Genomic DNA, 11,335 nt, shown 5'->3' on the forward strand with positions numbered 1-11,335 from the left:
GGGGCTTTTTAGTGGCCGATGGAATCAGACGAGGGGTTTAGGCTCGTGTTCTTTTTCAAGGGCTTGTTCGTGTTGCTCGACCGCTTCCTGTACGGAGCGCGGTGCTTCTTCGATGACCGATTCGGCAACAGGTGCCGCTTCGATCACTTCAGCCACAACCGGTGCAGGCTCGTCAGCGACAATCGCTTCAACCGGAGCAGCAGCGGCAGCCAGTTCGGCTTCCTTCTGCAGACGCTCTTCTTCACGCTTGCGACGACGCACTTCACGTGGATCGTTCGGTGCACGGCCGCTTGGCGTCAGGGCGCTGACAGGGGCGGCTTCGACTTGCGGTGCAGCCACTTCGGTAACGACCGGCGCTTCAACCACTGGAGCAGGCTCGGCGGCGACAACTACTGGCTCGGACACCATGGCTTCAGCAACCTGAGCTTCAGCAACCGGAGCAGGCGCTTCAACCGCAGCCGGCTCGGCAACCCAGTTGAACGCGGTTTGTTCTTCACGAACTTCGCGGACAGCTTCGGTTACGGTTTCGCTGGAGGTTTCGGCAGCTGGCTCGGCAGCAAACACTGGCTCGGGGGCCGCTTCAACTTCAGGCTGTGCTTCACGAACCGGCGCCACTTCGATTTCCGGAGCCGCAGTGGCTTCTACCGGAGTCGTTGCTTCCACCACTGGCGCTTCGACCGAAGCCGTTTCCAGGGTGGCGGCCGTTGCGCGTTCGGCTTGCTCGTTGGCTTGGGCTTCAGCAGGCGCGCTGATCACGGTGCTGGCAACGGCTGCGGTAACAGCCAGGCCGGCGGCCAGATCGGAAGTGCTTGGCGCTTCGTTGCTTTCGCCCGCTTCGCTGCCTTCGGCGGATTCGGATTCTTCCGAACCTTCGATCACGTTGCCGTTGGCATCGCGTTGACGCTCGCGACGGTTGCTGCGACGACGCTGGCCACGGGAGCGGCGGCGTGGACGATCGCCTTCGGCGCCTTCCTGACCGTCTTCCTGCAGTTGCTCTTCGTTGGTTACCAGTTCTTCTTCGGCAACCGCGGCAGCGGCTTGCTCGGCACGTGGCTGGCGTTCTTCGCGCGGTGGGCGCGGAGCGCGTTCTTCACGTGGCTGGCGAGCTGGACGCTCTTCAGCGGTCGCAGCAGCGGCTGGAGCAGTGGCATCCAGAGGTTCGCGCAGTTCACGCACGCGCTCTTCACGCTCGCCACGTGGCTTGCGGTCTTCGCGAGGTGCGCGCGGTGCACGTTCTTCACGAGGGGCGCGTGGTGCGCGCTCTTCACGTGGAGCACGTTCTTCGCGGGCGACTACCGGGGTTTCTTCCCGGGCTTCGCGTGGTTGACGCTCTTCGCGTGGCTCACGTGGTGCACGTTCTTCACGCGGTGCACGTTCCTCACGAGGCTTGCGCTCTTCATCGCGGCGACCGTTACGGTTGCGGCTCTGTTGACGACCGTTGCGACGCTCTTCGTTACGGGCCGGGCGCTCGGTGGTCGCTGGTTTTTCAACCACAACCGGAGCAGCAGGCTCTTCCTTGGTAGCAAACAGGCTGACCAGCGACTTCACCAGGCCTTTGAACAGGCTTGGCTCTGGCACGGCGATCGGTGCAGCAACAGGTGCGGCAGCGACGACTTCGGTCGGAACCGGAGCGTTGGCGCGGGCCGGCGCGGTCTTGACTGCGGCTTCCTGACGAACCAGGGTGCGGGTCGCGGCGGCTGGCTGGACTTCTTCGACTTCGGCAGCGGCTGCGGCGATTTCGTAGCTGGACTGGCCGACTGCGGCTTCCGGGCTGTCATCACGCAGACGCTGAACTTCGAAGTGCGGCGTTTCGAGGTGATCGTTCGGCAGAATGACGATGCGGGCACGGGTGCGCAGTTCGATCTTGGTGATCGAGTTGCGTTTTTCGTTGAGCAGGAAGGCTGCGACCGGAATCGGCACTTGGGCGCGAACTTCGGCGGTGCGGTCTTTCAGGGCTTCTTCTTCGATCAGGCGCAGGATCGCCAGGGACAGCGATTCAACGTCACGGATGATGCCGGTGCCGTTGCAACGCGGGCAAACGATGCCGCTGCTTTCGCCCAGGGATGGACGCAGGCGCTGACGGGACATTTCCAGCAGGCCGAAGCGCGAGATGCGACCGACTTGCACGCGAGCGCGGTCGGCTTCCAGGCATTCGCGGACTTTTTCTTCCACGGCGCGCTGGTTCTTGGCAGGGGTCATGTCGATGAAGTCGATGACGATCAGGCCGCCGATGTCGCGCAAGCGCAACTGACGGGCGATTTCTTCGGCGGCTTCAAGGTTGGTCTGCAGGGCGGTTTCTTCGATGTCGCTGCCTTTGGTGGCGCGTGCCGAGTTGATGTCGATGGACACCAGGGCTTCGGTCGGATCGATAACGATGGAGCCGCCGGAAGGCAGTTCAACGACGCGCTGGAAAGCGGTCTCGATCTGGCTTTCGATCTGGAAACGGTTGAACAGCGGAACGCTGTCTTCGTACAGCTTGATCTTGCTGGCGTACTGCGGCATCACCTGGCGAATGAAGGTCAGGGCTTCGTCCTGGGCTTCAACGCTGTCGATCAGCACTTCGCCGATGTCCTGGCGCAGGTAATCGCGGATGGCGCGGATGATCACGTTGCTTTCCTGATAGATCAGGAACGGCGCGGAGCGATCCAGCGAAGCTTCTTTGATGGCGGTCCAGAGTTGCAGCAGGTAGTCGAGGTCCCACTGCATTTCTTCGCTGCTGCGGCCCAGGCCGGCAGTACGAACGATCAGGCCCATGTCGGCTGGTGCAACCAGGCCGTTCAGGGCTTCACGCAGTTCGTTGCGCTCTTCACCTTCGATGCGACGGGAGATACCGCCGGCACGCGGGTTGTTCGGCATCAGCACCAGGTAACGACCGGCCAGACTGATGAAGGTGGTCAGGGCAGCGCCCTTGTTGCCACGTTCTTCTTTTTCGACCTGAACGATGACTTCCTGGCCTTCGCTCAGGACGTCCTTGATGTTGACGCGGCCTTCAGGGGCTTTTTTGAAGTATTCGCGGGAGATTTCTTTGAGGGGCAGGAAGCCGTGGCGCTCAGAGCCGAAATCGACAAAGGCAGCCTCAAGGCTTGGTTCGATGCGAGTAATCCGGCCTTTATAGATGTTGGCCTTCTTCTGCTCGCGTGCACCGGATTCGATGTCCAGGTCGTAGAGGCGTTGGCCATCTACCAGTGCAACACGCAACTCTTCGGGTTGAGTTGCGTTAATCAGCATTCTTTTCATGTAGTACCGTCGGTTTCCGGGCTGCCGGAAACGGCGTTCGGCACACACGACTTCTCATGGTCGGTGTCAGGTGCGTCGGGAGTGGTTGGCCATTCCCGTGTCCAGCGATGTCTGGCCAATTGGGCCGTTATCGCGACTTACGCGTCCTGCTTGCTGTGGCTACTTAAGCACTCAGTCAGGAGGAGGAATCAACCAGCGGCTGTGGACGAGATGAAGCGTCTTGATAAAGCCTATTGCTACACAGTCCAGCGGTTGTGCATCTCCACCCTACACGTATCCCTGATAATTCGGGTGCTGCCGCGCGCAGAATCCGCAGCGGGTTGGCATTTACCGTGAGCTCCGAAGGGGGAGGTCACGCATCATGGCTAATTTAGGCGTTGTTTCCGAAGCGTTCGCTCGGGGTCGTCCTTAGCTGACTGCACTTTGTGAACTGGCCATGAATATTGGCTCGCAAGGGGAGTGAAAACTCTGCTTTGCGGCTTGATTCAGGCCTCATGTCACCTGCGCTTGTTACAGCTGCAAACTCCACCGTTACGTAGCGAAAGCCCCGTAGGACGGCCTCGCGTCCTGGTGAATTGCGTTGGTCAGGGCCGGTTTTTGACCGTTAGTCCGCTGTCCAGGCCGCTTTTGGCGGCGTTCGCGACTATAGCAGCAATGATTAAGTGCTTCAATTCCATAAAAAATTGTTATCATCCGCGGCATGACGACTACTGCCCCTTCGACCCCAGCCGTACAACTGCTGGAGGTCTCGCCGGAATATGCCGGCCAACGTATTGATAACTTCCTTCTCGCTCGGCTCAGAGGCGTGCCCAAGACCTTGATTTACCGCATTTTGCGCAAGGGCGAAGTGCGAGTGAACAAAGGTCGGATCAAGCCCGAATACAAGCTGCAGGCGGGCGATATCGTACGCGTGCCGCCGGTTCGCGTGCCTGAGCGCGACGAGCCGGTGCCGCTGGCCCAAGGCCTGCTGCAACGCCTGGAAGCCTCGATTGTGTTCGAGGACAAAGCGCTGATCGTGATCAACAAGCCTTGCGGCATTGCGGTTCATGGCGGCAGCGGCCTGACTTATGGGGTGATCGAAGCCTTTCGTCAGTTGCGTCCCGATTGCAAGGAGCTCGAACTGGTTCACCGTCTCGACCGTGATACCTCTGGCCTGTTGATGATCGCCAAGAAACGCAGCATGTTGCGCCACTTGCACACGGCCTTGCGCGGCGATGGCGTCGACAAGCGCTATATGGCGCTGGTCCGTGGTAACTGGGCGGCTTCGATCAAGCAGGTCCGCGCGTCGCTGGGCAAGAGCAATCTGCGTTCCGGCGAGCGTATGGTCGAGGTCGACGAGGAGGAGGGCAAGGAGTCTGTGACCGTATTCAAGGTCCTGCGCCGCTTCGGCGACTTTGCCACCCTGATCGAGGCCAGGCCAATTACCGGCCGGACCCACCAGATTCGCGTCCATACCTTGCACGCCGGGCATTGCATCGCTGGCGACACCAAGTATGGCGACGAAGGTTTCAGCAAGGAAATTCGCGATTTGGGCGGCAAACGCCTGTTTCTGCACGCCTACCTGCTGACTGTGCCGCTGCCCGATGGTGGCGAGCTGAAATTGCAGGCGCCGGTGGATGAAATGTGGGCCAAGACCGTGGAGCGCCTGAGTGCACCCCTCTGATTACAAACTGCTGATTTTCGATTGGGACGGCACGCTTGCTGACTCCATTGGTCGGATTGTCGAGGCGATGCATGTCGCGTCCGAACGGTCCGGGTTTCAGCTGCGCGATGATTTTGCCGTCAAAGGCATTATCGGTCTGGGTCTGCCTGAGGCCATTCGCACGTTGTACCCCGATATTGGCGATGCCGAGCTGGTTGCGTTCCGCCAACACTATGCGGATCACTACATCGCCGCAGAGGCTGTGCCTTCACCGCTGTTCGAGGGTGTGCTCGAGTCGATGGAGGCGTTTCGCGCCGAGGGTTATCATCTGGCTGTGGCCACGGGCAAGGCGCGTCGCGGGCTGGATCGGGTGCTGAAAGCCCATGGCTGGGAAGATTATTTCGATATCACCCGCGCCGCCGACGAAACCGCCAGCAAGCCCCATCCGCTGATGCTTGAGCAGATTCTCGCGCATTGCGAGGTTCGCCCGGAGCAGGCGCTGATGGTGGGCGATTCGTCCTTCGACCTGCAGATGGCGCGTAATGCCGGCATGGATTCGGTGGCAGTCAGTTATGGCGCGCAATCGATCGACGCGCTGAAGCTGTTCGAGCCGCGACTGGCCATTGATCGTTTTTCAGAATTGCATGCCTGGCTGGGTCAGCGGGCTTAACGGGTTTTTGCTGGGGTAGATGTCATGACCGACGAATGGAAAGCGCCCGCCAAGGCGAGCGCAGAGAGCGGTGACGAAAAAAGCTGGAAGCTGCTGGAAACGACCCTGCTGGCCAGTGTCCAGGAGCAGCGCCGGTCTCGTCGCTGGGGTATTTTCTTTAAATTGCTGACCTTTGTGTACCTGTTTGGCGCGTTGATTCTGTTCACGCCGCTCATGGATATGGAAAAAAGCGCGACCCGCGGTTCCCACTACACGGCGTTGATCGATGTGACCGGCGTGATCGCCGACAAGGAGCCGGCCAGCGCCGACAACATCGTTGGCAGTCTGCGTGCTGCCTTCGAGGATGAGAAGGTCAAGGGTGTGGTTCTGCGCATCAACAGCCCGGGCGGCAGTCCGGTGCAGTCGGGTTATGTGTATGACGAGATCGTCCGTCTGCGCGGCTTGCACCCGGATACCAAGGTGTACGCGGTGATCTCTGACCTGGGCGCTTCCGGTGCTTACTACATCGCCAGCGCGGCGGATCAGATTTACGCCGACAAGGCGAGTCTGGTCGGTTCCATTGGTGTGACGGCGGCCGGTTATGGTTTCGTCGGCACCATGGAGAAGCTTGGCGTCGAGCGTCGGACCTACACGTCCGGCGAGCACAAGTCGTTCCTCGACCCGTTCCAACCGCAGAAGCCTGAGGAAACTCAGTTCTGGCAGGGTGTTCTGGATACCACGCACCAGCAGTTCATCAACAGCGTGAAGAAGGGCCGTGGCGACCGTCTCAAGGATAAAGAGCATCCAGAGTTATTCTCCGGGCTGGTCTGGAACGGTGAGCAGGCGTTGCCGCTGGGTCTGATCGATGGCCTGGGGAGTGCCAGTTCGGTGGCGCGCGATGTAATTGGCGAGAAGGAATTGGTGGATTTCACCGTTCAGGAATCGCCATTTGATCGTTTCTCGAAAAAGCTCGGTGCCAGCGTGGCTGAGCAACTGGCGATGTGGATGGGCTTCCAGGGGCCTTCGTTGCGTTGATTCTTTGGTTGCACCAGAAAACCGGCCGCAGTGGCCGGTTTTTTGTGTTCAGGGAATTTGCACGCCCTCGGCCAGTAGCATGTCGATCAGGCGAATCAGCGGCAGGCCGATCAGGCTGGTGGCGTCAGGGCCTTCGGTGCTTTGAAACAGGCTCACCCCCAAGCCTTCGGCCTTGAAGCTGCCAGCGCAGTCGTAGGGCTGTTCGGCGTGCAGGTAGCGCTCGATGCGTGCCGGGTCGAGGGTGCGCATGTGCACGGTGAAAGGCACGCAGTCGACCTGGCAGTCGCCGGTCTGGCTGTTGAACAGTGCCAGGCCCGTCAGGAAGGTCACGCTGGCACCGCTGGATGCCAGTAGTTGTTCGCGGGCCTTCTCGAAGGTGTGGGGTTTGCCGATGATTCGATTGCCGAGGACGGCAACCTGGTCGGAGCCGATAATCAGATGAGCAGGATGGCTGCCGGCCAGTGCCCGGGCTTTTTCTTCGGCAAGGCGTTTTACCAGTTCGATGGCCGTCTCGTCGGAGCGATGGCTTTCATCGATATCCGGCGAGCTGCAGGTGAATGGCAGCTGCAAGCGGGCCAGCAATTGCCGGCGATAAACCGAGCTTGAAGCGAGTAATAAAGGCAGCATGCGTATCTCCGGAAGACAGGCGCGAATTCTACCGAGGCTTCCAAGTGACGGACAGGGCTGAATTTCCTTTGACATGGCTGGGTGCATCCCTATAATGCTGCGCCTATGTTGAATGACCCGATTCCACCTCACGTTGACCCGCGCAAATTGGCTGACCGTGGCACCACCCTTCAAGGTGAACTGCTGCTGGCCGATTTGGAGAGACTCTGCGACCCGCTTTCCGATACTGTCGGTACGGTGCAGGCTAAATTCGTTTTTGAACGAGATGAACGTAAGTCTGTGGTAATCCACAGTTTTATCGACACCGAAGTCAAAATGGTTTGCCAGCGTTGTCTTGAGCTGGTCACCCTGCCGATCCATAGCGAATGCAGTTATGCTGTGGTGAAGGAGGGTGCGAATACCCAGTCGTTGCCGAAAGGTTATGACGTGCTGGAACTGGGCGAAGATCCATTGGATCTGCAGTCACTGATCGAGGAGGAGCTTCTGCTCGCCTTGCCCATTGTGCCTGCTCATCATCCGGAAGAATGCCAGCAGCCGGCGGGTCTCGATGAGCCCGAACCGAGCGAGGACGAGGTAACGCGGTCCAACCCGTTCAGTGTATTGGCGCAGTTAAAGCGTGACCCAAACGTTTAGGAGTTAATCAATTATGGCTGTTCAGCAGAACAAAAAATCCCGCTCTGCCCGTGACATGCGTCGTTCGCACGACGCCCTGACGGCAAGCACTCTGTCTGTAGAAAAAACCACCGGTGAAATTCACCTGCGTCACCACGTATCGCCAGAAGGCGTATACCGTGGCCGTAAAGTGATCGACAAGGGCGCTGACGAGTAATCACTTGTCTGCTCAAGTCATCGCGATTGACGCAATGGGCGGGGACTTCGGTCCCCGCAGCATTGTTCAGGCCAGCCTTGCTTGTCTGTCTGCTACGCCCTCGCTGCACCTGACCCTCGTCGGTCAACCCTCTCTTATTGAAGAATTGCTCTCTGGCCAATCGGCTGTGGATCGCTCGCGCCTGTCGATTGCTCCGGCGTCCGAAGTCATCACCATGGACGAAAAGCCTGCCCAGGCCTTGCGTGGCAAGCCTGACTCGTCGATGCGCGTGGCGCTTGAGTTGTTGCGTGATGGCAAGGTCCAGGCCTGTGTCAGTGCCGGCAATACCGGTGCGCTGATGGCGTTGTCGCGGTTTGTGCTCAAGACGTTGCCCGGCATCGATCGGCCGGCGATGGTGGCGGCGATTCCAACGCAGAAGGGTTATTGCCAGTTGCTCGACCTCGGCGCCAACGTTGATTGCAGTGCCGAGCATTTATTGCAATTTGCGGTGATGGGCTCAGTGGCGGCAGAAACCCTCGGCATTGTTCGCCCGCGGGTGGCCTTGCTGAACATCGGCACCGAAGACATCAAGGGTAATCAGCAGGTCAAGCTGGCGGCGACCTTGTTGCAAAGTGCTCGCGGCATCAACTACATCGGCTTTGTCGAAGGTGACGGTTTGTACCGGGGCGAGGCGGACGTGGTGGTGTGTGACGGCTTTGTCGGCAATATCCTGCTCAAGTCCAGCGAAGGCCTGGCGACCATGATTGCCGGGCGCATCGAAGCCTTGTTCAAGAAAAACCTCGCTTCGAAAATGATCGGCGCGCTGGCGCTGCCGCTGATGAAGCGTTTGCAGGCCGATCTGGCGCCTGCGCGACATAACGGCGCAAGCTTCCTGGGTTTGCAGGGGATTGTGGTAAAAAGCCACGGTTCGGCCGGGGTTCAGGGTTTTCAGAGTGCCATTTCTCGTGCGCTGATCGAGATCCAGGAAAACCTTCCGGAACGCATTCACGGTCGTCTGGAGGATTTGTTGCTTTAGGCGTTTTCGTCGGACAATGCTTAAATGTGACCGCTCAGTTCAATTGGCCATCCAACTGTCAGTTTCTTGCGTCCCCCAAGCGGGACGTCAAATTCTCCGACGACAAGATCATTAGGGGCTTGTTACATGTCTGCTTCCCTCGCATTCGTCTTTCCAGGACAGGGTTCGCAGTCCCTCGGCATGCTGGCCGAGTTGGGCGCACAACATCCGGTTGTCCTCGAAACATTCAAAGAAGCTTCCGATGCTCTGGGTTACGACCTGTGGGCACTGACCCAGCAAGGGCCGGAAGAGCAACTCAATCAAACCGATAAAACCCAGCCGGCCATTCTGACTGCCTCGATCGCCTTGTGGCGTCTGTGGCTGGCGGAAGGCGGCGCGCGTCCGGCTTACGTTGCCGGTCACAGCCTGGGCGAGTACAGCGCACTGGTCGCGGCAGGTAGCCTGAGCCTGGGCGCCGCCGTCAAGCTGGTGGAGCGCCGTGGTCAGTTGATGCAGGAAGCGGTTCCGGCCGGGCAGGGCGGCATGGCCGCAATCCTGGGTCTGGAAGATGCTGACGTGTTGGCCGCCTGTGCCGAAGCGGCGCAAGGCGAAGTGGTCAGCGCGGTCAACTTCAACTCCCCGGGCCAGGTCGTGATCGCCGGTGCCAAGGCTGCGGTCGAACGCGCCATCGAAGGCTGCAAGGCTCGTGGTGCCAAGCGTGCCATGCCGTTGCCGGTCAGCGTGCCGTCCCATTGCGAATTGATGCGTCCGGCAGCCGAGCGTTTCGCTGAGTCGATCGCTGCCATTGACTGGCAGGCTCCGCAGATCCCTGTGGTGCAGAACGTCAGCGCCAATGTGCCGGCCGATCTGGAAACCCTCAAGCGCGATCTGCTTGAGCAGCTCTACAAGCCTGTACGCTGGGTTGAGTCGGTCCAGGCGCTGGCCGCCAAGGGCGCGACCCAACTGGTCGAATGCGGCCCTGGCAAAGTACTCGCCGGCCTGAACAAGCGTTGCGCCGAAGGCGTGTCGACATCCAACCTCAATACCCCAGACGCTTTCGCTGCCGCCCGTGCAGCGCTGGCCTGAATCAGGAGAAACTTGCATGAGTCTGCAAGGTAAAGTTGCACTGGTCACCGGTGCGAGCCGCGGTATCGGCCAGGCCATCGCCCTGGAACTGGGTCGTCAGGGCGCTATTGTTGTCGGTACCGCGACGTCCGCTTCCGGCGCCGAGCGTATTGCCGCTACCCTGAAAGAAAATGGTATTCAAGGCACTGGCCTGGAACTCAATGTCACCAGCGACGAATCCGTTGCTGCCGTATTGGCGAGCATCACAGCACAGTTCGGTGCGCCGGCGATCCTGGTCAACAATGCCGGTATCACCCGCGATAATCTGATGATGCGCATGAAAGATGACGAATGGCATGACGTCGTCGATACCAACCTGAACAGTCTGTTCCGCCTGTCCAAGGGCGTTTTGCGCGGTATGACCAAAGCCCGTTGGGGACGAATTATCAGTATTGGCTCGGTTGTGGGTGCCATGGGCAACGCAGGCCAAGTAAACTACGCAGCCGCCAAGGCCGGTCTGGAAGGTTTCAGCCGTGCACTGGCGCGTGAAGTCGGTTCGCGTTCGATTACGGTAAACTCGGTGGCCCCAGGGTTCATCGACACCGATATGACCCGCGAACTACCTGAGGCACAGCGTGAAGCCTTGCAGACGCAGATTCCGCTGGGCCGTCTGGGGCAAGCTCAAGAGATCGCGTCTGTGGTCGCTTTTCTTGCATCCGACGGTGCGGCTTACGTTACTGGGGCTACAATCCCGGTGAACGGCGGGATGTACATGAGTTAAATGTGACGGATTGCTTCAAAAAAATGTCATACGAGCTGTCTAAAATCCGTTATAAAGCTGCAATCTATTTATAGGCAGAGGGTCGTCGGGTTTGAGGAGTGAAGCTTTCAGTTGAAAAACTGAAAAGTCTTTCTATACACTTACCCACTGGCCAGCTGCCTGAATTTGTCCATTAGGAGTGAAAACAAGGTATGAGCACCATCGAAGAGCGCGTCAAGAAAATCGTTGCTGAGCAACTGGGCGTTAAAGAAGAAGAAGTGGTCAACACTGCTTCCTTCGTTGAAGACCTGGGTGCCGACTCCCTTGACACCGTTGAGCTGGTGATGGCTCTGGAAGAGGAATTCGAGACCGAAATCCCTGACGAAGAAGCTGAGAAGATCACTACTGTACAAGCCGCAATCGATTACGTTACTAACCACCAGGCTTAATAGCTTGTAATCGTTGCTTGCTGTCATGGAAAAACCGCACTGCCATCA

The 11,335-nt window shown here is 59.1% G+C and carries 11 protein-coding genes; 9 read left to right on the forward strand and 2 right to left on the reverse strand.

The window, feature by feature from the left end:
* Window positions 1-24 precede the first annotated feature (24 nt).
* Window positions 25-3,237 (reverse strand): ribonuclease E, encoded by a 3,213-nt coding sequence (rne, locus tag RHP74_RS08065; protein ID WP_311098759.1) that lies wholly within the window; start codon window positions 3,235-3,237, stop codon window positions 25-27.
* A 700-nt stretch (window positions 3,238-3,937) separates the two neighbouring features.
* On the opposite strand from rne, the gene rluC reads away from it, so the two are divergent.
* From rluC to sppA, 3 genes are read left to right on the forward strand one after another with little or no spacing between them, the layout of a single operon-like run.
* On the forward strand, window positions 3,938-4,900 hold the full coding sequence (rluC, locus tag RHP74_RS08070; protein WP_311098761.1) for a 23S rRNA pseudouridine(955/2504/2580) synthase RluC: 963 nt from the start codon (window positions 3,938-3,940) through the stop codon (window positions 4,898-4,900).
* Window positions 4,887-5,549, forward strand: a complete 663-nt coding sequence (locus RHP74_RS08075) for an HAD-IA family hydrolase (RefSeq protein WP_311098763.1) — start codon at window positions 4,887-4,889, stop codon at window positions 5,547-5,549. The genes rluC and RHP74_RS08075 overlap by 14 nt, the downstream gene beginning before the upstream one ends.
* A 24-nt stretch (window positions 5,550-5,573) precedes the next feature.
* Window positions 5,574-6,563, forward strand: coding sequence for a signal peptide peptidase SppA (sppA, locus tag RHP74_RS08080; protein WP_010461867.1), 990 nt, complete (start codon window positions 5,574-5,576; stop codon window positions 6,561-6,563).
* A 48-nt stretch (window positions 6,564-6,611) separates the two neighbouring features.
* On the opposite strand, the gene RHP74_RS08085 is transcribed toward sppA, so the two are convergent.
* Entirely contained in the window at window positions 6,612-7,190 is a 579-nt protein-coding gene (locus RHP74_RS08085) for a nucleoside triphosphate pyrophosphatase (protein WP_304818503.1), read from the reverse strand.
* Window positions 7,191-7,295: 105 nt separating this feature from the next.
* Between RHP74_RS08085 and RHP74_RS08090 the strand changes: the two genes are divergently transcribed.
* The 6 genes from RHP74_RS08090 to acpP all read left to right on the forward strand — a co-directional run bounded on the left by RHP74_RS08090 (window position 7,296) and on the right by acpP (window position 11,287).
* Window positions 7,296-7,823 (forward strand): YceD family protein, encoded by a 528-nt coding sequence (locus RHP74_RS08090; protein WP_004371317.1) that lies wholly within the window; start codon window positions 7,296-7,298, stop codon window positions 7,821-7,823.
* Between the two features lie 13 nt (window positions 7,824-7,836).
* Window positions 7,837-8,019, forward strand: a complete 183-nt coding sequence (gene rpmF / locus RHP74_RS08095) for a 50S ribosomal protein L32 (RefSeq protein WP_008152339.1) — start codon at window positions 7,837-7,839, stop codon at window positions 8,017-8,019.
* Window positions 8,020-8,023: 4 nt separating this feature from the next.
* Entirely contained in the window at window positions 8,024-9,034 is a 1,011-nt protein-coding gene (plsX, locus tag RHP74_RS08100) for a phosphate acyltransferase PlsX (protein WP_311098768.1), read from the forward strand.
* Window positions 9,035-9,160: 126 nt separating this feature from the next.
* Window positions 9,161-10,099 (forward strand): ACP S-malonyltransferase, encoded by a 939-nt coding sequence (gene fabD, locus RHP74_RS08105; protein ID WP_042932292.1) that lies wholly within the window; start codon window positions 9,161-9,163, stop codon window positions 10,097-10,099.
* A 16-nt stretch (window positions 10,100-10,115) separates the two neighbouring features.
* A complete protein-coding gene (gene fabG / locus RHP74_RS08110; RefSeq protein ID WP_010461854.1) occupies window positions 10,116-10,859 on the forward strand; it encodes a 3-oxoacyl-ACP reductase FabG in 744 nt (247 codons plus the stop codon).
* A 191-nt stretch (window positions 10,860-11,050) separates the two neighbouring features.
* Complete coding sequence (acpP, locus tag RHP74_RS08115; protein WP_003442511.1) at window positions 11,051-11,287, forward strand: acyl carrier protein; 237 nt, start codon at window positions 11,051-11,053, stop codon at window positions 11,285-11,287.
* The last annotated feature ends 48 nt before the right edge of the window (window positions 11,288-11,335 follow it).

Source organism: Pseudomonas sp. SG20052 (assembly GCF_031766055.1).
In the GTDB taxonomy this organism is placed as follows: Bacteria; Pseudomonadota; Gammaproteobacteria; order Pseudomonadales; family Pseudomonadaceae; genus Aquipseudomonas; species Aquipseudomonas mandelii.